The sequence below is a fragment of the Roseovarius sp. genome, from assembly GCF_040223625.1.
GTDB lineage: Bacteria > Pseudomonadota > Alphaproteobacteria > Rhodobacterales > Rhodobacteraceae > Roseovarius.
In genome coordinates, this window is sequence record NZ_JAVKFX010000017.1 from 1 (window position 1) to 23,653 (window position 23,653).

A 23,653-nucleotide genomic window follows, 5' to 3' on the forward strand; every position below is an offset into this window, starting at 1 on the left:
GTCCGAATCCGCGGGTATAGACAAAATTGTATTTTTTTCTAAATTAGTACGTCAATGAAAATCGACTCAAGCCTGGGGCCGCGGCCCGGCTGCGGGGCGGGACATGGTGAAAATCTCGGCGGAATGAGGATGGAACGGCGACGCAAAAGCCATACCGAGCTGGCCCGGCGCATCGTCGAGCTGCTGCGGGTCGAGGGCGCTGAGCCCGGCACCAAGGTGGCCGAACAGCGGCTCGCCGACAGCTTCGGCGTCTCGCGCACGCCGATCCGGGCAGCTTTACGATTGCTTACCGAGACGGGGATTCTGAGCTATGCGCCCCGGCAGGGCTATTCGCTGGCCCGCCCGCTCGATACTGCCAGCGCCGATGCGCCCGGATTGCCGGCGTCGGAAGAGGATCGGCTGTTCCAGGCCATTCTGCGCGACCGTTTCGCCAACCGGCTGGGCGACACGTTATCGGTCAATGACCTGATGCAGCGTTACGGCACCGCTCGCACCACCGCGATGCACGTGGTGGCACGGATGAGCGAAGACGGGCTGCTCGAACGAGGGCACGGGCAGCACTGGCGCTTCGGCCCCGCGCCCGACTCGCTGTCGGCGATGGAGGAAAGCGCGCGGTTCCGCGAGTTGATCGAGCCTGCTGCCCTGCGCGAGCCCGGTTTCATGCCCGATGCCGCCCTCTGCTCGGACATCCGCCGCCGCCACCAGGCGCTACTGACCGATGACGTCCTGCAGGCCGAGATGCGCGCCTGGATCGACACCGGGGCGGATTTCCACGACGCGCTGGCCGCCTGCTGCGCCAACCGCTTCCTCGCCCGCGCCATCCGCCAGCAGACCCGGCTGCGGCGGCTCTCCAGCTACCACACCGGCGCCAATCGCCGCCGGATGCGCGACGCGTTCCACGAACACCTCGCCATTCTCGACGCGGTGGAGGCGGGCGATGCAGAACACGCGGCCGATCTCATGCTGGCCCATGTCCGCGCCGCCCAGAACCAGCGGCCGCGCGTGTCGAACCGGGGCGTGCCGCCCATCGCCCGGCCGATCCGGCGCTAATGCAATTGACCTCGCCTTCGCGGGTCTGACAGATGGGGCCGTTGACCGACCCTGCCGATAACAGGACCATCCGCCCGTGACGCGCAAGACCATCGCCTTCTTTCCCGAAGCCTCGTTCGGGGCCGCGCTCAACTGCGTCGGCATCGCGCAGGCGCTGCGCGAACGCGGGCACGAAGCGGTTTTCCTGTGTGACCCGGGCTTTGCCGGCGTGTTCGAAAATTACGGCTTCGCCGAGCATCCCGTGCCAATGGCGCCCGACATGTCGGACGAGGAGCTGGAGAAATTCTGGTCGGGCTTCATCACCCGCCACCTGCCGCATTTCCGGCTGAGCCCCGAGGACCAGTTGCCCACCTACGTGCGCGATTGCTGGGAGGCGATCGTCGACAGCGCCGAGATTGCCGAGGCGCCCTTGCAGGCCGCGATAGGCCGGATCGACCCCGACGCCATCGTGGTCGACAACGTGATCGGCTTTCCGGCGCTGATGCAGGCCGGGGTGCCGTGGGTGCGCATGGTGTCCTGCGCCGAGACCGAGATCGGCGATGCGCAGGTGCCGCCGGTCATGTCGGGGCTGGGGGCGGAGGATGCCGAGGCCTTCCCCACCTTCCGGGAACGCTATGAAGCGGCGCTCGGCCCGGTGCATGACCGCTACAATGCCTTCCGCGAGACCCGTGGTCTGCCCGCCCTGCCGCCGGGCGAATTCATGGAAAACTCGCCCGATCTCAACCTGTTGCTCTATGCCGCGCCGTTGCGCTTCGACCGCGCCGTACCCCTCGCCCCGCCGCGCTTCCATTACCTCGAAGGCTGCGTGCGCGAGGAAGACCCGTTCGAGATGCCCGATATTCCGGCGGCCAACACGACGCCCGTGGTCTATGTCTCCTTCGGCAGCCTCGGCGCCGCCGACGTGGCGCTGTTCGAGCGGATGATACGGCTGTTCGCGGATCTGCCCTACCGCTTCCTGATCAACGTCGGCGGCTACAAGGATTCCTTCCGCGACGTGCCCGACAACGTGCATCTCGATTACTGGTATCCGCAGCCCAGCGTGATCGAGAAGGCCGACATCGTCATCCACCACGGCGGCAACAACTCGGTCCACGAGGCGCTTTACTTCGGCAAGCCCTCGATCGTCATGCCCTATTGCTGGGACGGGCATGACAACGCGCGGCGGCTGCGTGATACCGGGCTGGGCGTGCATCTCGACCGCTACGCGTGGCGGGATCAGGAGATGATCGACGCGCTGGCCGGGCTGACCTCGGACACGGGAATGAAGTCGCGACTGGGCCGCATTTCCACCGACATGATCGCGGCCGACGGGCGGCGGCGGGCGGCGGAACTGATCCTGAACGTGGCACGGTAGCGGATCAGAGGCCCAGCACCAGCTTGTCCCCCTTGGCCCGCGAACAGCAGGTCATGATCCGCTCGCCCTTCGCCCGCTCCGCCTTGGACAGCACCCGGTCGCGGTGGTCGACCTCCCCCTCCAGCACGCGCGCCTCGCAAGTGCCACAGAGCCCCTCGCCGCATTCCATCGGGATATCGATGCCGGTGGCTTTCAGAACCTCGTACAGCGTCCTGTCCGCCGGCACCTCGACGGTCAGGTCGGAGTCGCGCAGCTCCACCGTGAAGGCATGTTCCATCGCCGGGTCGAGGCCCGAGGCGCCGGTGCTAAAATACTCGAAATGCAGCGCCCCCTCGGGCCAGCCCTCGGCCATATCCTGCAACGCATCCAGCATCCGCTCCGGCCCGCAGCAATAGACCTGTGTACCGGGCCCGACATCCGCCACGGCCGCGCCAAGGTCGAGCCTCGTGCCCTCGTCGGCCACGTGCAACCGCGCCGCCGCGCCGTGATCCTGCAGCACACGGCTCACCAATGCCATCGCCCCCCGCGACCGCCCGCAGTAATGGAGGACGTACGACTTGCCCCGCGCCTTCAGCCGGTCGGCCATGACGAGGATCGGGGTGATGCCGATGCCGCCGGCGATCAGCACGTAGCGCTCCACCGTCTCATCGAGGCGGAAGTGGTTCTTGGGCCCGGCGATGGATAGCGTATCACCGGGTTTCAGCGTGTCGTGCAGGTGTTTCGAGCCGCCCTGCCCGCCGTCCTCGCGCAGGATGGACACCTCCAGCGTGCCGGGCGTCTCCGCCGGGCCGCACAGCGAGTACTTCCGCCGCACGTCGCCCGCCACCACGTCGATATGCGCCCCCGGCGACCAGCGCGGCAGGTCGCGGCCAGCAAGGTCGGCCAGCACGAAGCGCTTCACGCCCTCCGCCTCCTCGACGATCTCCTGCACCCGCACCCGCCGCAGGATATCGTCGCGCACCGGCGCGCCGATGGGGAAGACCACCCCGCCCTCGCGCACCGCCGGATCCTGCCGTTCCGGGTTCCGCTCCGGGTCCCATTCCACGTGGACATGGCGCGGCCCGCGGAAGGAAATGTTCGGCAGGTTCTCGAAACTCTGCCCCCCGGCCAGCCGCATATGCGGCAACCGCCGGGTGAACTCTTCGAGGAAGACGCGCATCTCCATCCGCGCGATATTCTTGCCCATGCACTGATGCGCGCCATAGCCGAAGGACATGTGCTCGGCCGCGTTGTCGCGGTAGATGTCGACCTCGTCGGGGTTCTCCCAATGGGCCGCATCCTGGTTGGCGCTGGCCTGCACGATGAAGAGCTTGCCGCCCTTGGGGATGGTCACGCCGCCCACCTCGGCCTCCCCCGTCGCCACCCGCCGCCATGCCACGATCGAGCCGCCCATGCGCAAACATTCCTCCACCGCGCTCGGGATCAGCGCGGGGTTCTCGCAGATCTCGTCCCACGCCGCGCGATTGTGGAGCAGGATCCAGAAAGCATTCGCGGTGGCGTTCGACGTGGTCTCGTGCGCCGCCGCCAGGATCGCCATCATCATCGACCGCATGTAGCTTTCGGTGACGATATCGGGATGCTTCATATGCTCGCGCACCGTGTCGTACATCCAGCCCTCGCCGGTCGGGTCGGCGATCATCCGGTCGAGGATCTCGTTCGCGGTCTGCCAGAACTGGCCGACGTTCTCGACGATCTGAAGCTGTTCCTCGGGCGTAGGCCGGCCCCAGGTGTTGAGCGTGTGCGCCACGGCGAAGCGGCGGAGTTTCTCCACCCCCTCCTCCGGCACGCCGAGGAAATGCAGCGCCACGATCAGGGGGATCTCGTAGAACACATCCCTCACCAGGTCGGACTGCCCCCGGTCGACGATCCGGTCGACATAATCCCGCGTCAGGCGACGCACCATCGGTTCGTGCTTTTCCAATGCCTCGGGAATGAACGCATCCATCAGAAGACGCCGCCGCTCCATGTGCTGGGGCTCGTCTTCGTTCACCATGGTGCGTTCGAGCTTGTAGTTATAGCGCTCCAGCACCTTCGCCGCCTCGGGCGTCAGCGGCGTGACCTTCTCCAGCGCGTTGGCAGGGGAAAACAGGATGTTGTCGCGGAAGACGGCCTTCACATCCTCGTAGCGCGTCACCACCCAATAGCCCAGCTGCGGGCTGTAGAAGACCGGCTCCTGCGCCCGGGCCCAGCGCAACGCCTCGGCGGGGTCGAGCTGGTAGTCGCCCTCGAACGGGGTGAAGGCCGCGGCGCGCTCGGAGACTGGGCAGCCGGTGGGCGAGACCATTCCGCTCGGGGCGCCGGACATGGCCGGGCATCCGGTTTCAGGGTCGGGGCGTGTCTTGGCGGTCGTCATCGGGGGCCAACCTTTCAGAGGCGCTGGGGCCATGTGCCCTCGCGCGTCCGAATTGGTACTTCGCCATAATTGTAACCGTCAAGAAGGGCAGGCGCTCACTTGCCCCCTGTGATCCGCATTGCGGCGCCCGCCGCTTTGCCCGAGTATGCGCCGGCCAGCCACGTGGCGAAGATTGATGCAGGTGATTGATGTGGGAACCTGAACGCGAGCCGAACCCCGATCTGACGGTCGGCGCGGACAACAAGCAGCGGTGGAACCAGCCGGCGCATCGCCGGCACGGGTTTCACAACGCGCACCGACTGTTCCGCCGGGCAATGATGGCGCGGTCGCGGCAACCGGTGGTGTTGCGGCCGGCCGAGGATGCGGGGATCGCCGCGATGCCGGAGGTGGCGACGCTGACCGGGCGGCCGGCGTTCTCCGGGCTGGTCTGTGCCCGGCGGGGCGAGGTGCTGCTCAGCCGGCATGCGGCCGATTTTCCCGAGGATCAGCCGCATTCGATCCAGTCGGTGACCAAGCTGATGATGCACCTGGTGGCCGGCCGGATGGTGGCCGAGGGGTGGCTCGACCCGAGGCGGACAGTCGAGCACTACCTGCCGGACATCGGCAGCGGCTATCGCGGCGCGACGGTGCAGGACGTGCTCGACATGAATGTCATGAACGACTTCTCCGAGGATTACGACGACCCGCAGGCCGAATGCTACACCGAGGAGATCGCCTTTGGCTGGCGCCTGCCCGACGGCGACGCCCCGGAGGTGTCGATGCGCGACGTGGTCCTCGGCATCACCAGCTCCGACGTGCGCAACCATGCGGAAACGGTGAACTACTGTTCGGCCAACACCGACCTCCTGACGCTGATCTGTGACGGCTGCCGGCCCGGCGCGCTTCCGAGGCTAATGGAAGAAATCGCCGATGATGCGGGCGTGGCCGGGGCGCTGCACATGAGCCTCAGCCCCGAGGGGCTGCCCGCCTTTGCCGGGGGCGGCTGCCTGAGCGCGGCCGACCTGGCGCGGTTCGGGCTGCTGCTCGCGCGGGTGGCGGCAGGGGCGCCGGGGACAGCGTGGAACGCCGGCTTCACGCAGGCGGTCATCGGCGGGGCCGGCAAACCGCTGCCGGCGCCGCGGGGCTTCGTGCGCTACGCCCACCAGATGATGAGCAACGGCCGGTGGTTCGGCCATGCCGGCTATGGCGGGCAGTTCCTGCTGGTGGACCCGGAAAGCGGCCTCTCCTGCGCCTACCTGAGCGTGCTGGAAAACGAGTCGGGCTATGACGAGGATTACATGGCCGAGACGATCCTCTGCCTGCAGGCCATCGCCGAGGTCGTGGCGAAAGCCTAGGCCGCCTCAGCGGCGCCAGTCGGCGAAGGAAAGCCCCCTGACCGCGCAATCCTTGATCAGCGGGCTGGGTTTCCACACCAGCGGGTCTTCCGCCGCCAGCGTCCGCAACCCGTCCAGCACCTTGGCGGGCCCCAGCGTGTCGGCATAATGCATCACCCCGCCGCGCCAGCGGGGAAAGCCCTGCCCGAAAACGGTGATGAGGTCGACATCGGTGGCCGAGGCAGCGACGCCCTCGTACAGGATGTCCGCCGCCTCGTTGATCAGCGCCAGCAGCAGGCGGTGGCGAATTTCCTCGGCCGTGTAGTCGCACCGCTCGACCTTCGCATAGCGCGCCTCTTCGAGGGCAAGGTCCGCCACGATCGGATCATCGACCTTGCCGCCGCCACCGGGATAGCGGTACCACCCTGCCCCGGTCTTGCGCCCCAGCTTGCCGAGATCGACCATCCGATCGGCCACGGGAATGTAGCGGCGGTTCGGGTCGCGAGTGGCATCCTGCAGGCGGCGCTCGGCATGGGCGAGGTCGAGGCCGGAGATGTCCTGCGCCTCGAACGGCCCCATGGCGAACCCGAACGTGACCATGGCCTCGTCGACCTCCCACGGGGTGGAGCCGTCCATCAGCACGGTCTCGGCGGCCTCGGCATAGCGGGAAAGGAGGCGGCGGCCGATGGCGTGGCCCGGCAGCTGGGAGAGGACGGGGATCAGGCCGAGGGTTCCGGCCAGGTCGAACGCGGTGGCGCGGGCCGGGCCGGAGGTCGCCATGCCGGGCACGATTTCCAGCAGGCCGGGCGGCTGGTCCGGCGCGCAGAGGTGCACGCCCACCACGCGGCCCGGGTCGGGCGCGCGCCGGGCAAGGCGGTCGATCTCGTGGAGCGCGGTGGTGGCGAAGACCGCGCCGGGCGGCAGGGCGGACAGCAGGCCGGCGCGATCCCCACCGCCCTCGGCGGTGTCGATCGCCAGCGGGACCGGCCCGGCGCCGGCCATGTCGCCGGCAAGGGTCAGCGCCGCGCGGCGGGCGGCGGCGGTTTCCTCGCTCAGCCGCCCCTGCCGCAGGGCCAGATCGAACTGCCGGTCGATGCCGGTGGCGGCGCTGCAGGGCGGCTCGTCGCCGGTCTTCACCAGCGTCACCGGCACGCCCGCCATCAGCAGGGCGAAGGCGACTGCCGAGCCAAAGGCACCGGCACCCAGCACCGCGACCCGGTCGAGCCCCGGGCGGGGCGTGTTCTCGAACCGCTCCGGCGCACGGGCCGCGCGCTCGGCGAAGAAGACGTGGTTCAGGGCCTTCGATTGGGCGGAATGGCCCAGGTCGAGGAAGGCAGCGCGCTCCTGTATCAGCCCGTCGTCGAAGGGCATGTGCTGGGACACCTCGATCAGGTCGATGGCGCGCTGCGGGGCAATCTGGCCGGGCATGTCCGCCTCGGCCGCGCGGCGGGCGGCCTCGAACACCTCGGAGGGCAGTTCGCCGGAATTCAGCTCGCTCACCGGCACCTTCATGCCCAGCCACTCGGCATTGGTCAACTCGGCGAAGGCGACCGGATCGGCGTCGACCTCGTCGATCAGGCCGATGGCCCGCGCCTCTTCGGCGGTGACGGCGCGGCCTGTAGGGACCAGCTCGAGCGCCTTTTCCAGCCCGACGAGGCGCGGCAGGCGCTGGGTCCCGCCGGCCCCGGAAATCACCCCGATCGACACCTCGGGCAGGCCCAGCCGGGTGTCGGGGGCGGCGATGCGATAGCGGCAGGCCAGCATCAGCTCAAGCCCGCCCCCCAGCGCCGCACCATGGGCGGCCGCGATCCACGGCACCGGGCTGCGCTCGATCCGGTTCAGCACGTCGGGAAGGTACGGTTCGGGCAGCGGCGCGCCGAAGTTGCGGATATCGGCCCCGGCCGAGAACATGCGGCCCCGGCCGGAAAGGATCACCCGGTCGAGCCCCTCGGCCTCGGCCCAGGCCACGGCGTCCAGCAGACCCTTGCGGATACCGGGCCCGATGGCGTTCACGGGCGGGGTGTCGAGTTCGACATATCCGGTTGTCCCCTCCCGGCGCGTGTGGACCGTCATGCGCTTGCCTCTCTGCCCCCTCCAGTCGGCATGTGAGGGAATTAATACGATCTTTGCCGGGGGCAAATCCCCCGTGTTTGGGGGGTCATCCAGGGGGTTCGTCGAGAAAGCCGCGCGCGCGGATCAGCTCGACCAGCTCCTCGGCCGAGGTCTGCAGCGGCTTGCCGGTGGTGTCGAGCTGGGCCTCGGCCTGTTCGTAGAGCGCCTCGCGGCTTTTCAGGATGCTGCGAAGTTGCGCCATCGCTTCCGGGTTACCCGCCATCGGCCGCGTGTCGCCCTGGTTGCGGACGCGGCTCATGTGCTCTTCGGGGCGGGCCTGGATCCAGATGGTGTGGAAATGCGCCAGCAGCGTCTTGTACGTGTCCGGCTCCGCCACGATGCCGCCGGCGGCGGCGAGGACCACGGTGTCATGGGTGGCGATGATACGGCTGAGCGCCTGCGATTCCAGCTCGCGATAGCCCTCCTGCCCGTAAAGCGCCACCACCTCGGCCACGGGCATGCCGGCATGTTCCTCGATCTCGATATTGAGCTCGAGGAAGGGGGTGTGCAGCATCTGCCCCGCCATCGCGCCAAGCGTCGACTTGCCCGCCCCGCGCAGCCCGATCAGGCAGATGCGCCGCCCGCGAAGCTGGTCGGGGCTGTGGGTGCTCAGCGCCTCCATCGCGGCCTGCCGCTTCTCGGCGGTGGCGGCGCGGTAGAGGTCGGCGATGCGCAGCGCGTCCGAGGTCCAGGGATCGTCCTGGCCCACGAACCACTCGATCCGGTGGTCGAGGGCCGAGGCCACCCGCTGCAAGAGGCCGATGGAGATATTCCCCTCCCCCGCCTCGAGCTGGGCGAGGTAGCGGGGCGACACCCCCGAGCGTTCCGAGATTACCCGGCGGGGCACGCCCTTCAGCTCGCGCGCCTTGCGCACGCGCGTGCCGACGCGCTGCATCAGGTCTTCCACCTCGAGGTCGAGGCTGTCCTTCGGCGCATTCGCCGTGACTTCGCCCCGGAAGTTGGTGATTTCGGCCATGCTGCCCGCCTTGAGAAATATAGTGCAGAATTTTAGAGGAAATCGGGTCGAACACAACCCTCAAGGTTGGCAATATGGTGCAGGTTGCCCCCTGCGCCACCGACCTGCCGGACATGTCGAAAGCCTATCAGACCCGCTCAGGCGGGCACAATGTGACGCTCGACAAGCGCGCGGATTTCCTGCGGCGGCGGGGATTTCCGGAATTCCGACGCGGTGATGAAGACGCTGACGAAATCGCCCGAGAAGCACAGCGTGCCGTCCTGGCATCCATCGACGTGAAACCCGATCGAGGTTTCGCCCAGCCGGTTCGGCCAGACCCGGCAGATCAGCCGGTGCCGGGGCGTGACCGGCGAGGAGAACTGAAGCGACATCGACACGAAGGGCGTGCCGAGGTTGCGGTCGATCTCCATCTGGAACCAGCCGTCGCCCAGGTGATGCTCCCACCAGCCGTTAATGGCGTCGAGCGCGAAATTGGGGATGCGCCCGGTATAGGCGATGCGCGCGGGGTCGCAATCGGCCCAGGTGACGCGGATCTCGTGCTCATAAATACCGGCGTCTCCCGGCGCGCGCTGATCGTCCATCGGCCTAGTAGGTCTCCACATGGTAACGGCCCTCGTCGCGCATGGTGTCGCGCAGATCGTGCCAGGGCTGGCCGATGCTTTCGGCGATGTTGGCAAAGGCGTGTTCCACCCCTTCCTCCATCCCGCGCAGGCCGCAGATATAGATATGGGTCTTCGGGTCCTGCAACAGCTCGGCAACGATCTCCTCTTCCTTGGCCATCCGGTCCTGCACGTATTCGCGGGGCTGGTCCGGCAGGCGGCTGAAGACGAGGTGCTTCTGCAGCAGCGTGTCCGGCACTTTCCGCAAGGGGCCGAAATACGGCAGGCTTTCCGGCGTCCGCGCGCCGAAGAACATGGTCATGCCGCCCGATTTCTCGCCCACCGCGCGCTGGCGGCGCATGGTGAAGGCGCGCATCGGGGCCGAGCCGGTGCCGGTACAGACCAGCAGCAGCCGCGCCTCGGGATCGTCGGGCAGAAGGAAGGTCGCGCCGAACGGGCCGGTGACCTTCACCTTGTCGCCCTTCTTTAGATCGCAGACATAATTCGAGCACACACCATGCTCTTCCCGCTTCACGGTGAGCGAGACGTTGTTGTAGTTCGGCCGCTCGCCGTCGCGCGGGCTCGACACCGAGTAGAGCCGCGGCAGGTGGGGCTTGCCCTCGGCGTCCTCGCCGGGGGCGATGATGCCGATCGACTGGCCTTCCAGCACGGGGAAGGGCTTGCCCTCGAAATTCAGGATGATGTGGCGGACATCCGAGTCGCTCTCGTCATGGGTCAGGCCGTAATTGCCCTGCACCGTGGCCTCGACCGGGTTGGCGAGGTTGTAGAGGTTGATGGTGGGCTTGGCGGCCGAGGCCGGCGCCTTCGACTTGCCGCCGGCGCCCTTGTGCGCCTCGGCCAGCAGGGCGGCCATCGCGTCGTCCAGCGCCTCGATCCCGCCATCCGCGCCGGGGCCCGGCGCCTCGATATCCTCCTGCTCGGGCAGTTCCTCCCACGAGAATTGCTCGTCCAGCGAATAGGGCTGTTCCACCACCCGCCATTCGTCGATGCTGCCGGTGGGGCAGACCGGGATGCAGGCCATGCAATAGTCGCACTTGTCCGGGTCGACGACGACGTTGTTGTCGTCATGGGTGATCGCCTCGATCGGGCAGGTCATCTCGCAGGTATAGCAGCGGATGCAGATTTCCGGGTCGATCAGGTGTTGTTTGATCGGCTGGTTCATGCCTCGCCCCCTTTCAGAACATGGCCCGGCAGGGCCAGCGCCTCGATCAGCGCCGCGCAGGTGCCCTTGCAGCCCGCACAGCCGATGCACCTGCCGCGCAGGGCGGCCAGTTCGTCCCCCAACGCGCTCAAGTTGGGCTTGTGGGCGATGTGGCGGTCGATCTGCATTGTCTCCTCCCTGGGGTTGCGGCGGCCGGCCCCGCAACAGGCGGGGCCGGTGGGCAGTGGCGGGTTACGCCATGTGCAGTTTGACGTATTCGAAATCGCCCGGCTTGTTGTCGATCCCGACCTTCGGCGGGGCGATCCAGCCGGCGAATTTGCCGGGCTCGGTGACCTGCTCCATCAGCGACTGGATGAAATCGCCGTCGGCCTTGGTCGGCAGCCAGTCGGCCATGCCCTTCTCGTACTCGGCCTCCGACACGATCTCGCCCTCGGGGTTGAACTTGTGCCCGGCAAAGACGCCGATCTGCCGGTTGAAGCTTTCATGCGGTAGCTTCAGCTTGAAGTCGACACCGGCCTTCTCGATGATCTTGTTCCACCGGCCGATCCCGCCCGAGGCATCGCGGGTATAGTCGTCGCGCAGGCGCATGTTGATGGCGGTCAGCGCCGGCACCTGTTTCTGCACGGCCTTGCCATCCTCGAAATCCCACACGGTATAGGTGTCGCCCTCGAGTTTGTGGTCATCGTCGATCCGGTGCTCGTGATAGCGGCCCTTGATCCCGGCGTTGAACGCGTTGGCGGCGTTGGTCGACACTTCCTGCCCGAACAGGTCGAGCGACAGGGTGTAGTGCAGGTTCAGCTTCTTCTGCACCGTCGGCAGGTCGATCACGCCCAGCGCCCGGATCTTGTCGGTATCGTACGGGTCGTCGATGCCGTTTTCCTTCATCACCTGGCAGGTCCGCTCGATGGTGCGGCCGACGCCGGTTTCGCCCACGAACATGTGGTGCGCCTCCTCGGTCAGCATGAAACGGCAGGTGCGCGACAGCGGGTCGAAGCCCGACTGAGCCAGGCTTTCCAGCTGCATCTTGCCATCACGGTCGGTGAAATAGGTGAACATGAAGAAGGACAGCCAATCCGGCGTTTCCTCGTTGAACGCGCCCAGCATCCGCGGCGCTTCCTCGGACCCCGACGAGCGGCGCAGCAGGTCATCGGCCTCTTCCCGGCCATCGGCGCCGAAATACTTGTGCAGCAGGTAGACCATCGCCCACAGGTGCCGGCCCTCTTCCACGTTCACCTGGAAAAGGTTGCGCATGTCGTAAAGCGACGGTGCCGTCAGCGCCAGAAAGCGCTGCTGTTCGACCGAGGCCGGCTCGGTATCGCCCTGGATGACGATCAGCCGCTTCATCATGGTGCGGTATTCACCCGGCACTTCCTGCCAGGCCGGCTCGCCCACGTGCTCGCCACAGGGGATCTTGCGGTCCTCCACCTGCGGCGCCAGCAGCACGCCCCAGCGGTACTCGGGCATCTTGACATAGTCGAACTTGGCCCAGCCCTTGGGGTCGACGCTGACGGCGGTGCGCAGGTAGACCAGCGATTGCTGGAAATTGTCGGGGATCAGGTCGTTCCACCAGTTGATGTAACCGGGGTGCCACTTTTCCAGCGCCTTCAGCACGCGCTTGTCCGAAGACAGGTTCACGTTGTTGGGAATCTGCGTGTCGTAGCTGACATTGATGAGATCGAGCATGTGTTGGGTCTCCCAGTTGCGCCGGTCAGACGCGTTCCATGTTGTACTTGCCGCGCAGGCCGCTGCCGTAGCGTTGCAGCGCGCCCTCCTCGCCGACGGCGTTCGGCCGGTTGAAAATCCAGTTCTGCCAGGCGGTCAGCCGCCCGAAGATCCGGGTTTCCATGGTCTCGGGGCCGGCAAAGCGCAGGTTGGCTTCCATCCCCGTCATCGCGTCCGGACTGAACGAGGCGCGCTCTTCCATGAAGATGCGGATCTCGTCCTCCCAGTCGATATCGTCATAGGCGAAGGTGACGAGGCCGGCCTCCTTGGCGGCCTCGGCCTCCAGCGGCTCGCCGGTCCTGGCCTTCAGCTCCGCCACGTGGCCGGGCTGGCCGAGGAAGCGGGTCTCGAGCCGGGTCAGGTCGTTGCCCATCGGGTATTGCCCGAAATTGCCATCGCTCAGGGTAACGGTGGCTGTGGGCCGGTTGTCGCCCTCGAACTCGTCCTCCATCATGTAGGAGCGGTCGACTGCCCAAAGCAGCTCGGCCAGCACCCCGGCAAAGCACGAGCCGTGCTCGACCAGCGCAACAAGGCTGCGCGAGGTCACGTCGATCCGCTTCAGGACGCGCTTCCAGTAATGCAGGATCTCGTTGGCGAGCCAGTTGTCCTTGTTGTCGAGCAGCACCTTCTCATGCGCCAGCACCGCCTCGGGGTCGCCCTGCGTGCGGAAGGTCAGCAGGCCCAGCTCGGCCTCGTTGAGGCGCAGGTGCAGGATGGCATCGTCCAGCTCGCGGGCGAGCTTCAGCAGGTAGGACTGGTCCCCCGCCCCCTCCAGCGCGGCAGCATCGGCGGGCGCGTCGCCCTCGGGGCCCTTCAGCGTGATGGTCGCGCGGCGGCGGTCACGGTCGAGTTCCACCTCGACCAGCGAATAGGTCAGCGCGCCATCCTCGCCGATGGTCCGGTCGATGGGGCCCAGCGTGATGCCCTTGCCGGTCGCCTTCTTCGAGGCGGCGGCGAATTCCTTCGCGCGCTCCTGCACCGTGGCGTCGAATTTCGAGTTGGGGATCACCTCGTCGACGAGATCCCAGTCCTTGGCCCGCTTGCCGCGCACGCCCTCCTCGATCGAGCAGAACACGTCGGCCAGATCACGGCGGACTTTGCGCTTGTCGGTGACCCGGGTCAGCCCGCCGGTGCCCGGCAGCACGGCCAGCAGCGGCACCTCGGGCAGCGCGACCGAGGACGTGCTGTCATCGGTCAGCATGATGTGGTTGCAGGCGATGGCCAGCTCGTACCCGCCCCCCGCGCAGGAGCCCTTCACGGCGGCGATGTATTTCTGGCCCGAGTCCGCCTCCGCCGCCTCGTAGGTATTGCGCGTCTCGTTGGTGAACTTGCAGAAATTGACCTTGTGGCTATGCGCCGCGCCCCCCAGCATGCGGATATTGGCACCGGCGCAGAACACCTTCTCCTTGCCCGACTGCATCACGACCACCTTCACCTCCGGATGCTCGAACCGCATCCGCTGGACGATATCCGCCAGCTCGATATCGACGCCGAGATCATAGGAATTCAGCTTGAGCTGGTAGCCATCGAACAACCCGCCATCCTCGTCGACATCCATGTAGAGGTTGGCAACGTCGCCGTCATACTCGACACGCCAGTGGCGGTATTTCGACGGGTCGGTCTGGAAATCTATCATCTTGGTCACCGCGGCGTCCTCCCGGTTCGAGCCAATCCTGCTTGTTCGTTAAGTTGCATCATAGTGCTTACGGGTGGGCATGTAAACCGCAAAGCCCGTGTTTCGCGCACGATACAACCCTTTATTTCCTTGATTTATGGCATGTGATCGCCGTTACGCAGAATACTAGCACTATTTTGCACCCACCCTTAGCCAGCATATCTCAGCGCCTGATTCCTCATCTCCTCCACCTCCGCGCGGCCCAGCCCCATCAGCCCCTCTTGCCCCTGCAGGAAGGCCTCGCGCAGGGCCGTGTCGGCCAGCGCGGCGATGCGGCGGGCGGCGTTCTCGCGGCCCATCCGCGCCTTCAGCCCGCCATTGGCCAACTGGATCAGCCCCTGCAGCAAGTGCCGCTCGGCGCTCGCGGGCGGCAGGACCATCCAGACGGCCTCCCACAGCTCGTGAGCCTCCCAGAAATAGCCTCGCGCGAACGCCTCCCTGCCGCCGAGGAACGCCGCGCTTCGGGTCAGATCCTCGGGCGAGAGGCCCGGCGCCAACCCCTCTTTCAGCGGCTCGAAGATCGCCTCGTCGGGCCGCTCGGTCTGTCCCGGAAGATAGGGCCGGGGCGGCAGGGTCAATGCCGGGCGTCGGCTCACGGCGCGACCTTGCCCACGGCCCCGCTCACGCGACCTCGACCTCCGCCGCCTCGATCCTTGTCAGGCGGGCGGTGAACTCGGCCACCGCCTCCAGCGTCTTTTCGGGCTGGTCCATGTGCGGCGAATGCCTGCACGCGTCGATCACGGCCACGTCGACCGGCGCATAGCTGCGGGTTTCCACCTCCTCGACCTGCGCCAGCGTGCCATACTGGTCCTCGCGCCCCTGGATCACCAGCGACGGGATGCGCAGATAGTCGATCACCTCGGCCACGTTCCACGCCTTGAAGCCCGGGTCGAGCCAAGCGTCATTCCAGCCCCGGAAGGTGGCCTCGGGGTCGCGGTGATACTTGGCCATCCGGTCCTTCATGTCGCCCTCCGCGAACACTTCCCGCGCCTTGGCGATCTCGGCCAGCCCCATTTCCTCGGTAAAGAAATGCGGCGCCATCAGGATCAGCCCGCGCACGCGGTAATCCTCGACCCGTCCGGCATATTCGGCGGCAATCGTGGCCCCGTCGGAATGCCCGAACAATATCACCGGCCCCTCGCCCAGCGCATCCAGCACGTCGGGCAGCACCTCCACCGCCTCGCGCGTCATGTAATCCAGCGGCCGGGGCAGGTCGGCCGGGTCCGACTGGCCGTATCCCGCCCGCGAAAAGGCGAAGACCGGGCAGCCCGTGGCTTGCGCCACCCGCTCGGGGAAATCGCGCCAGAGGGCGAGACAGCCCAGCCCCTCGTGCAGCATGACGATCACGGGCGCCTCTCCCGGCGCCGCGCCGAACGCGGCCCATTCCAGCGATTTGCCGCCCGCCATCAGCGTGCCCTTGCCGGCGCTCCAGTCGATGCTCATCACGCGCTCTCCCTCAGTTTGAAACGCTGGATCTTGCCGGTGGCGGTCTTCGGCAACTCGTCGACCACCTCGATCCAGCGAGGGTATTTCCACATGCCGATCCTGTCCTTCACGAAACTCTTCAGCGTCTCGGCATCCACTTTCTCGGCCCCCTCCTTCAGCACCACATAGGCGGCGGGCTTGATCAGGTCCTGCTCGTCGGCCCGGCCGATGACCGCGGCTTCCAGGATCGAGGGATGCTCGACCAGCGTCTGCTCCACCTCGAAGGGGCTGACCCAGATGCCCGAGACCTTGAACATGTCGTCGGTCCGCCCGCAGTAGACATACCGCCCCTCCGGCGTGCGCTCGTACTTGTCGCCCGTCCGGGTCCAGTGCCCGGCGAAGGTCGACATGGATTTGTGCCGGCGGTTCCAGTAGCCCTCGGCGCTCGACGGGCCGCGCACCAGCAACTCGCCCACCTCGCCCTCGGCCACCTCCTCGTCATGCTCGTCCACCAGCCGCACCTCGTAGCCCGGCACCGCCGTGCCGGAGGTGCCATAGACGATGTCGTCAGGCCGGTTCGACAGGAAGATATGCAGCATCTCGGTCGAGCCCACGCCATCGACGATATGCGCCCCCCAAAGCCGGTGCCACCGCTCGCCCACCTCGCGCGGCAGCGCCTCGCCCGCCGAGGTGCAGAGGCGGATGCAATGGTCGGGCGGCGTGCCCGCCTTCTCCTGCTCGAAGACCAGCGCGGCATAAAGCGTCGGCACCCCGCAGAAGATCGTGGGCTTCTCCTCCTTCATGATGCGGAAGACCAGCTCTGGCGTCGGCCGACCGGCGGCGATCACCGTGGTCGCCCCCACCGACATCGGGAAGGACATGGCATTGCCCAGCCCGTAGGCAAAGAACATCTTGGCGACGGAGTAGACGGTATCGTCCTCGGCGATCCCCAGCACATCGCGCGAGAAGCATTCGGCGGTGGCCTGCAGGCTGGAATGCACGTGCCGCACACCCTTCGGCGCGCCGGTGGAACCGGAAGAGTAAAGCCAGAACGCCAGCTCGTCCGCGCTGGCCTCGACCGTCTCGATCTCGGGCGCGTCCTTGCAGAAGGCCTGGTAATTCTCGGTCCCCTCGGGCGCGTCGCCGATCACCACCACGGCGCGCAGGTAGCGGTTGTCCTGCACCGCCGGGGCCACCGTCTCCCACAGCGATTGCGACACCACGAGGATCGAGGCGCGGCTGTCGGAAAGGATGCTGTCATAGACCTGCGTCGACAAAAGCGTGTTGAGCGGCACCGGGATGGCGCCTGCCTTGAGCGCGCCCCAGAAGATTACCGGGAACTCGATCTGGTCCTGCACGATCATCGCGACCCGCTCCTCGCGCCGCACGCCGTGCCGCTCCAGCGCCCCGCCGAACCGGGCGGTTTCCTTGGCGAGCTGTCCGTAGGTCAGGCTGCGTTTCGCGCCATCGGTCTCGCGAAAAGCCACCTTGTCGGCGCGGCCCTCCTCGATATGGCGGTCCACGAAATAGACTGCGGCATTGTCGTTCATCTTCGGTCCTCCTCCCGTCCGCCGGGCGCGGGGCCCGGCGTGCCCGGCCTACTTGCCGGTAAACTCGATCGCGCCTTGCGGCAGCAGGTAAAGCACGTAGGCATCGCCGCCGGTCACCGTGGGGTGATGGTCGGTACCGGGCTCGTAGACGTACCAGCCCTCGGCGAAGCCATCGAAATGCGGCTGGCCGTCAAGGCCCATCACCGCACCGATCTCGCCCGTGGGGTGGATGTGATGGGGGCCGCGCACGTCCTTCATGCGCACCACGTCGACGCTGAAATCCCCCGCCGCGCCGCCGGGCTTGACCGCCCGGCCAAAGCGGATGCCCCCGGCCTCGCGCGACATCAGCCAGCCCTCCCGCTCGCCCTCGGCGCACAGCTCGCGCAGTTCGGCGAAGGCAGCGCCCTCCTTGGGCCATGTCCTGTTGAGATACCCGGCCAGCCCGGCATCGAGCGGCTTGCCCTCGATGGCCTCCGCCACCTCGCCGACCAACGCCTCGAAACGCTCCTGCGTCATGCGTGCCTCCTCCCGAATTGGCCATGACAGAATCGATCTGGATATATGGGTCGTATAATGCACTTGTTGCGCAATATTGCAACATTGACCTTTACAATCTGCACTTTTTTGCATAGACAGGAATCGATACCTGCCCGTAGTCTCGGACAGGATATCGTTAGGGAGGATACCAATGAAGAAACTGTTTCTGGCCGCTGCGGCGGCGTCACTGCTCGCCGTGACAGGCGCGAGCGCACAGACCAAGGTCGGCGTGCTGCTGCCCTATTCCGGCACCTACGCGGCACTCGGCAACGAGATCACCCTCGGCTTCAACATGGCGCTGGAAGAGGCCGGGCGCACCGGCGAATTCGAGCTGGTCAAGGAAGACACCGAGGCCAAGCCGCCGGTCGGTCTGGCCAAGGCCCGCAAACTGGTGCTCGAGGACGAGGTCGACGTGATCATGGGGCTCGTCTCCTCGGGCGTCCTCGGCGCGGTGCGCGATTTCGTCGATGGCGCCGAGGTGCCGCTGATTGTCGCCAATGCCGGCAATGACGAGGCGACGGGCGAGAACTGTTCGCCCTACATTGCGCGGGTTTCCTTCTCGAACCGTCAGGTGTCCGGCCCGATGGGCGAATGGCTGGCCGAGCAGGGCGTCAAGACGGCCTACACCCTCGCCCCCGACTATGCCGCCGGCCACCAGATGGTCGACGCGTTCACCCAGAAATTCACCGAGGGCGGTGGCGAGGTCGTGGGCGGCGAGTTCACGCCCTTCGGCCAGACCAGCGATTTCGGCCCTTACCTCACCAATGCCAAGTCGTCCGGCGCCGAGGCGCTCTTCGTATTCTACGCGGGCGGCGAGGCGATCAGCTTCGTCAAGCAATACGGCTCGTTCGATCTCAAGGAAGACCTGCCGCTCTACGGCTCGGGCTTCGTGACCTCGCCGCTCTACGTGGCCGCCGAAGGCGATGCCGCCGTGGGCGTGATCGCGGCATTGCACTATGTCCCCACCGTCGACAACGAGATCAACAACAAGTTCGTCGAAACCTACAAGGCCGCCCAGAACAAGGCCCCGTCGGAATTCACCATCCAGGGTTACGACGCCGCCAAGGCGCTGATGGCCGCCATCGACTCGGGCGCCAGCGACCGCGAATCCATCGCCAAGGCGCTCCGCGGCCTGAAGTTCGACAGCCCGCGCGGCCCGGTCGAAATCGACGCCGCCACCAACAACATCGTCCACGACGTCTATATCTACGAGACGGTGAAGGAAGGCGACGGCCTGACCCAGAAAATCCTGGGCACGATCGAGGCCGTCCGCGACGAGCCGCACGGCTGCGAGCTCGACTAACGGAACGACTGATTTCGCCCCCGGCCCATGCGGGTTCGGGGGCGAGGTTTCTGAAATACCAACCCGGGGGGAAGAGGGGCCGGTCATGGATGCGGGTTTCTGGGTTCTACAGTTCCTGAACGCACTGCAATACTCGATGCTGCTGTTCCTGCTCTCGATCGGGCTGACGGTGATCTTCGGGCTTCTGCATTTCGTCAACCTCGCCCACGGGGCGCTCTACATGATGGGCGCCTACCTGGGCATCTCGGCGGCGGCCCTGACCGGCAGCTACTGGGGCGCGTTCATCCTTGCCCCGCTGGGGGTCACGCTGATCGGCGCGCTGCTCTACTTCACCCTGATCGACCGGCTGCGCGGCGCCGGCCCGATGAACCAGGTGCTGGTGACCTTCGGGCTGATCTTCGTCTTCCTCGACATCGCACGGCTGGGCTGGGGCGACATCGCGCTGGGGCTCGACGCGCCGGCGGGGCTGTCGGGCACGTCGAACCTGCTGGGCGTGGCCTACCCCACCTACCGGCTTTTCATCATCGCGCTCGGTGCCGTGGTCATGGCCGCCCTCTGGCTCGTGCTGTCCCGCACCCAGATCGGCGCGATGATCCGCGCCAGCGTGGAAAACGGCGACATGGCCGCGGCGATGGGCATCAACGTGGGCCGCCTCTTCTTCGCGGTGTTCTGCGTCGGCTGCGCGCTGGCCGGGCTCGCGGGCGTGGTCGCCGCGCCGGTCTTCTCGGCCACCACGGGCATGGGCATCTCGATCCTGATCCCGACGCTGATCGTCGTCGTCATCGGCGGCCTCGGCAGCCTGCAGGGCGCCATCGCCGGCTCCCTCATCGTCGGCCTGATCGAAACCGTCGGCGCCGCCTTCCTGCCCAGCTTCGCGGCAGTGGCAAGCTACCTGCTGCTGGCCGCCATCCTTGTCCTGCGCCCGCAAGGGCTGATCCCGGCGCGAGGGACCTGAGGCCATGTTCCACCAGACCCCGACCCGCTCCATCGTCCTCGTCTTCGCACTTGTGGCCCTTGCGCTCTACGCCATCTACGGCGGCTATTTCGCCCGCGAGATCGTGGTCGAGATCGCCATCCTCGCCATCCTCGCCATCAGCATCGACGTGGTGGCGGGCTTCGGCGGCATGGTCTCGCTCTGCCACGGTGCGATCCTGGGCGTCTCGGCCTACACCTACGGCATCCTGACGGCCAAGCTGGGCTATCCCGCCCTGCCCTCGGCCGTGGCCGCCATCGGCGCGGCGGCGGTCTTCGGCACCGTGGTCGGCTGGATCACCGCCCGCACCACCGGCATCTATTTCATCATGGCCACCCTCGCCTTCGGGCAGATGGCCTATACCGTGATCTTCAAATCCCGCTGGCTGGGCGGCGATGACGGGATGGGCGGCCTGCCACGGTTCGATTTCGACTGGGCCGGCATCGCCATGAACAAGTCGCTGCCCTTCGCGCTCTACGCCCTGCTGCTGGTGCTGCTCTGCTACATCGCCGCCGCCTGGGTCATGCGCTCGGCCTTCGGGCGCACCCTCTGCGGCATCCACTCCAACGAGCCGCGGATGCGCGCGATCGGCGTCAGCACCATCATCCACCGCGCCCGCGCCATGGGCTTCTCCGGCCTGCTGGCGGGCGTCGCCGGCATCATCGCGGGCCAGCACATCCAGTACATCTCGCCCGAACTGCTGTTCTGGACCGTGTCGGGCGAGGCGCTGATCGTGGTGATCCTCGGCGGGCTCGGCACGCTGATCGGCCCGATGATCGGCGCCATCGCCTTCGTCCTGCTCAAGCACGAGCTGAGCGGCCATACCGACCACTGGCACATCGTCGTGGGCCTTGTCCTGATCGCCACGGTGCTGGCAGGCGGCCGCGGCCTTTACGGCCAGATCGAGCACTGGATGACCCGGCGCAGGGCCAGGGGGGCGGCGCAGAATGCTTGACGTGCTGAACCTCTCCAAGGCCTTCGGCGGGCTTCAGGTCACGCGCAACGTCTCGTTCAAGCTGGAGAAGGGCGAACGCCGGGTCATCCTCGGGCCGAACGGCGCGGGCAAGACCACGCTCTTCAACCTGCTGGTGGGTGAATTGAAGCCCACCGCCGGCGACATCCTCGTGGGCGGCACCTCGATCTCCGGCATGAGCGTCAGCCAGCGCTCGCGCATGGGGCTCTCGCGCAGCTACCAGAAGAACAACCTCTTCGAGGACCTCACCGTGCGGGAAAACCTGACGCTCGCCGCGGCGGCCGCGCAGGGCAAGATCGCCTGGCTGGTCAAGGACAGCTTCCGCGATGCCGGCGTGAAGGAGGCGGTCGAGGAAGCCGCCGAGCTGGTCTCGCTCACCGACCTGCTCGACACGCCCGTCAAGGCCGCTTCCTACGGCAACCGGCGCCAGCTCGAGGTGGGCATCGCCTTGGCCACCCGGCCCAAACTCCTGCTCATGGACGAGCCCACATCGGGCGTCGGCCCCTCCATGATCGAGGGCTTCCACCGGTTGCTGAAATCGCTGCCCGAGGACCTGACCGTGCTGATCATCGAACACGACATGGACCTCGCCTTCGACGTGGCCGACCGGATCACCGTACTGAATTTCGGCGAGGTGGTGTTCGAGGGCACACCGGACGAGACGCGCGGCAACCCGGTCGTGCGTGACATCTACCTGGGGGACTGGCAACAGGATGCTTGAGCTGGAAGGGTTAGAGACCGGCTATGGCGAGACCCGCGTGGTGCACGGGCTCGATCTGAAGGTGCGCGAGGGCACGGTCCACGCGCTCCTGGGCCGGAACGGGGTGGGCAAGTCCACCACGCTGAAATCGGTGATCGGTCAACTGCCGGTGACGGCAGGCCGGGTCACGCTGGCCGGCCAGCAGATCTCGGGCAAGCTGCCCTACGACATCGCCCGCATGGGCGTGGCCTACGTGCCCGAGACGCGCGATATCTTCGGCGCCCTGACGGTGCGCGAGAACCTCGAGCTCGCCGGCCGGCTGGCCGGGCCGGGGTCGGACTGGACGGTCGAAAAGGTGGTGACATTCTTCCCCAACCTCGCCGATCGGCTGAACAATGGCGGGCACGAGCTGTCGGGCGGCGAGCAACAGATGCTGGCGGTGGGCCGCGCCCTGATGGCCTCCCCCCGCATCCTGATGCTCGACGAGCCGACCGAGGGGCTGGCCCCGATCATCATCCAGCAGATCTTCGGCAAGCTGAAGGAGCTGAAGGCGTCGGGGCTCACCATCCTGTTGGTCGAGCAGAACCTGAACTTCGCCCTCGGGCTCGCCGACGATATCAGCCTGATGGGCCGCGGCCAGATCGTCTGGCGCGGCGACGCCGCGGCACTGGCCAAGGATGACGAGGCGCATACGAGGTGGCTGGGGGTCTGAGGCACCAACGCTAGACCGGACACGCCTTGCGCGGAACAAAGGCGCGCCAAGGGCGCGCCGATGCGCGGCGCCTGCCCCGTCAAGCCGCCTTCCGCGGCCCCTTCAGCTTGTAAAGGCTTGCCGGCCGGTGCCGCCCGCCGGTGGTCTTCTTCTCCAGATCCTCAAGATCCCAATGCGAGTTGATCCACTTGCGGAAATTCCGCTTCTCCAGCGGCTCGCCCTTGATCGTCTCGAAGGCCACCTGCGCCTGTGACAGGGTGAACTCCTCGGGCAGGAAGGAAAACACCACCGAGGCATCCTCGCCCAGATCGGTCGACACCAGCTTTGCCAGCGCGCGCCGCGCATCCTCGAGGATCTTCGCATGGTCGAAGGCCAGCTCCGGCAGCGCATCGAAGGAAAACCACTCCGCCCGTGCCGCGTCGGTCGAGGCCACCAGCTTCAGCCGGTCCATCGGGACCAGCGTCAGGAACACCACCGTGATCACCCGTTCGCGCGGGTCGCGGTCGGGCCGGCCATAGGCGCCCAGCTGCAGGAACGGCAGCCCTTCCAGCTGCGCCGGCGTCACCCCGGCCTCCTCCGCAAGTTCGCGCCGCGCGCCGGTCTCGAGGTCCTCGTCCATCTGGACGAACCCGCCCGGCAACGCCCAGTGCCCCTTGTAGGGCTCCCCGCCCCGCTCGATCAGCGCCACGTTGAGCCGCCCCTCGATGATGGAAAACACTGCCGTGTCGGTTGTGACGGCGGGATGCGGATACTCGTATTGATAGGTCATGCTCACCTCTATGTGTATTGCCGACACTATATAGGGAGTGCCGCCGGTGTAAACACGATTTTCTGACCAAATTCCTGCGAAATGGCGCGGAAGAGACGGGGGAATCATCCGTTTTCAAGCGATCCAGCAAGGTGAGTCCCTCCTGAGACATCGCCCGCAACTGCGCCTACGGCTGAATTTTAAGAGAATGATTCGTTGAATTTCAATGCGTTGCGCGAAAAACAAGCGGGCCGCCCATAAGTGTCTTTACAACACTTATTGTTGGTGTCATAACTACACCATCGAAGCACGGCAACAACGCCAGACACACAACACCACACCGAAAGGACCAACACAATGTTCAAGACCATCATCACCGCCGCCCTCTTCGCCAC

General features: G+C 66.7%; 21 protein-coding genes. 8 read left to right on the forward strand and 13 right to left on the reverse strand.

The genetic code is table 11. From position 1 onward, the window contains the following. Positions 1 to 129 precede the first annotated feature (129 nt). Both RLN94_RS04980 and RLN94_RS04985 read left to right on the forward strand, forming a co-directional pair. The gene (locus tag RLN94_RS04980) at positions 130 to 1,050 is read left to right on the forward strand and encodes a GntR family transcriptional regulator (protein WP_350129234.1); all 921 of its coding nucleotides are present in this window, start codon (positions 130 to 132) and stop codon (positions 1,048 to 1,050) included. 76 nt (positions 1,051 to 1,126) lie between these two features. Beyond that, positions 1,127 to 2,404, forward strand: a complete 1,278-nt coding sequence (locus RLN94_RS04985) for a glycosyltransferase (protein ID WP_350129237.1) — start codon at positions 1,127 to 1,129, stop codon at positions 2,402 to 2,404. A gap of 4 nt (positions 2,405 to 2,408) precedes the next feature. Here RLN94_RS04985 and RLN94_RS04990 read toward each other — a convergent pair whose 3' ends face one another. After that, positions 2,409 to 4,709, reverse strand: a complete 2,301-nt coding sequence (locus tag RLN94_RS04990) for a cytochrome P450/oxidoreductase (protein WP_350129240.1) — start codon at positions 4,707 to 4,709, stop codon at positions 2,409 to 2,411. A gap of 236 nt (positions 4,710 to 4,945) precedes the next feature. Between RLN94_RS04990 and RLN94_RS04995 the strand changes: the two genes are divergently transcribed. Next, complete coding sequence (locus RLN94_RS04995; protein WP_350129243.1) at positions 4,946 to 6,091, forward strand: serine hydrolase; 1,146 nt, start codon at positions 4,946 to 4,948, stop codon at positions 6,089 to 6,091. Between the two features lie 6 nt (positions 6,092 to 6,097). Here RLN94_RS04995 and RLN94_RS05000 read toward each other — a convergent pair whose 3' ends face one another. The 11 genes from RLN94_RS05000 to RLN94_RS05050 all read right to left on the reverse strand — a co-directional run bounded on the left by RLN94_RS05000 (position 6,098) and on the right by RLN94_RS05050 (position 17,828). Further along, positions 6,098 to 8,143 carry an enoyl-CoA hydratase-related protein gene (locus RLN94_RS05000; RefSeq protein WP_350129246.1) on the reverse strand — a complete coding sequence of 682 codons (2,046 nt, stop codon included), beginning with the start codon at positions 8,141 to 8,143 and terminating at the stop codon, positions 6,098 to 6,100. A gap of 85 nt (positions 8,144 to 8,228) precedes the next feature. Further along, positions 8,229 to 9,158: a helix-turn-helix transcriptional regulator gene (locus tag RLN94_RS05005; RefSeq protein WP_350129249.1), complete on the reverse strand. Its 930-nt coding sequence runs from the start codon at positions 9,156 to 9,158 to the stop codon at positions 8,229 to 8,231. A 137-nt stretch (positions 9,159 to 9,295) separates the two neighbouring features. Continuing rightward, the gene (locus RLN94_RS05010) at positions 9,296 to 9,739 is read right to left on the reverse strand and encodes an acyl-CoA thioesterase (protein WP_350129252.1); all 444 of its coding nucleotides are present in this window, start codon (positions 9,737 to 9,739) and stop codon (positions 9,296 to 9,298) included. A 4-nt stretch (positions 9,740 to 9,743) separates the two neighbouring features. Then, on the reverse strand, positions 9,744 to 10,940 hold the full coding sequence (boxA, locus tag RLN94_RS05015; RefSeq protein WP_350129255.1) for a benzoyl-CoA 2,3-epoxidase subunit BoxA: 1,197 nt from the start codon (positions 10,938 to 10,940) through the stop codon (positions 9,744 to 9,746). Continuing rightward, positions 10,937 to 11,107 carry a hypothetical protein gene (locus RLN94_RS05020; RefSeq protein WP_350129258.1) on the reverse strand — a complete coding sequence of 57 codons (171 nt, stop codon included), beginning with the start codon at positions 11,105 to 11,107 and terminating at the stop codon, positions 10,937 to 10,939. Before RLN94_RS05020 ends, boxA begins: the two co-directional genes overlap by 4 nt. A 64-nt stretch (positions 11,108 to 11,171) precedes the next feature. Beyond that, a complete protein-coding gene (gene boxB, locus RLN94_RS05025; RefSeq protein ID WP_350158484.1) occupies positions 11,172 to 12,623 on the reverse strand; it encodes a benzoyl-CoA 2,3-epoxidase subunit BoxB in 1,452 nt (483 codons plus the stop codon). Between the two features lie 25 nt (positions 12,624 to 12,648). Beyond that, complete coding sequence (boxC, locus tag RLN94_RS05030) at positions 12,649 to 14,307, reverse strand: 2,3-epoxybenzoyl-CoA dihydrolase (protein ID WP_350130764.1); 1,659 nt, start codon at positions 14,305 to 14,307, stop codon at positions 12,649 to 12,651. Positions 14,308 to 14,486: 179 nt separating this feature from the next. Next, positions 14,487 to 14,933, reverse strand: coding sequence for a DUF309 domain-containing protein (locus RLN94_RS05035; RefSeq protein WP_350130765.1), 447 nt, complete (start codon positions 14,931 to 14,933; stop codon positions 14,487 to 14,489). A 25-nt stretch (positions 14,934 to 14,958) separates the two neighbouring features. After that, a complete protein-coding gene (locus RLN94_RS05040) occupies positions 14,959 to 15,780 on the reverse strand; it encodes an alpha/beta fold hydrolase (protein ID WP_350130766.1) in 822 nt (273 codons plus the stop codon). Further along, complete coding sequence (locus RLN94_RS05045; protein WP_350130767.1) at positions 15,780 to 17,312, reverse strand: benzoate-CoA ligase family protein; 1,533 nt, start codon at positions 17,310 to 17,312, stop codon at positions 15,780 to 15,782. Before RLN94_RS05045 ends, RLN94_RS05040 begins: the two co-directional genes overlap by 1 nt. Positions 17,313 to 17,360: 48 nt before the next feature. Beyond that, positions 17,361 to 17,828 (reverse strand): 4-hydroxylaminobenzoate lyase, encoded by a 468-nt coding sequence (locus RLN94_RS05050; RefSeq protein ID WP_350130768.1) that lies wholly within the window; start codon positions 17,826 to 17,828, stop codon positions 17,361 to 17,363. Between the two features lie 172 nt (positions 17,829 to 18,000). On the opposite strand from RLN94_RS05050, the gene RLN94_RS05055 reads away from it, so the two are divergent. The 5 genes from RLN94_RS05055 to RLN94_RS05075 all read left to right on the forward strand — a co-directional run bounded on the left by RLN94_RS05055 (position 18,001) and on the right by RLN94_RS05075 (position 22,510). Then, positions 18,001 to 19,152: an ABC transporter substrate-binding protein gene (locus tag RLN94_RS05055; RefSeq protein ID WP_350130769.1), complete on the forward strand. Its 1,152-nt coding sequence runs from the start codon at positions 18,001 to 18,003 to the stop codon at positions 19,150 to 19,152. 85 nt (positions 19,153 to 19,237) lie between these two features. Then, entirely contained in the window at positions 19,238 to 20,107 is an 870-nt protein-coding gene (locus RLN94_RS05060; protein ID WP_350130770.1) for a branched-chain amino acid ABC transporter permease, read from the forward strand. A 4-nt stretch (positions 20,108 to 20,111) separates the two neighbouring features. Next, positions 20,112 to 21,080, forward strand: a complete 969-nt coding sequence (locus RLN94_RS05065) for a branched-chain amino acid ABC transporter permease (protein ID WP_350130771.1) — start codon at positions 20,112 to 20,114, stop codon at positions 21,078 to 21,080. Further along, positions 21,073 to 21,819: an ABC transporter ATP-binding protein gene (locus RLN94_RS05070; protein ID WP_350130772.1), complete on the forward strand. Its 747-nt coding sequence runs from the start codon at positions 21,073 to 21,075 to the stop codon at positions 21,817 to 21,819. The genes RLN94_RS05065 and RLN94_RS05070 overlap by 8 nt, the downstream gene beginning before the upstream one ends. Beyond that, positions 21,812 to 22,510 carry an ABC transporter ATP-binding protein gene (locus tag RLN94_RS05075; protein ID WP_350130773.1) on the forward strand — a complete coding sequence of 233 codons (699 nt, stop codon included), beginning with the start codon at positions 21,812 to 21,814 and terminating at the stop codon, positions 22,508 to 22,510. Before RLN94_RS05070 ends, RLN94_RS05075 begins: the two co-directional genes overlap by 8 nt. A 79-nt stretch (positions 22,511 to 22,589) precedes the next feature. Here the strand turns inward: RLN94_RS05075 and RLN94_RS05080 are convergent, their stop codons facing one another. Further along, on the reverse strand, positions 22,590 to 23,279 hold the full coding sequence (locus RLN94_RS05080; protein WP_350130774.1) for an NUDIX hydrolase: 690 nt from the start codon (positions 23,277 to 23,279) through the stop codon (positions 22,590 to 22,592). Positions 23,280 to 23,653 lie beyond the last annotated feature (374 nt).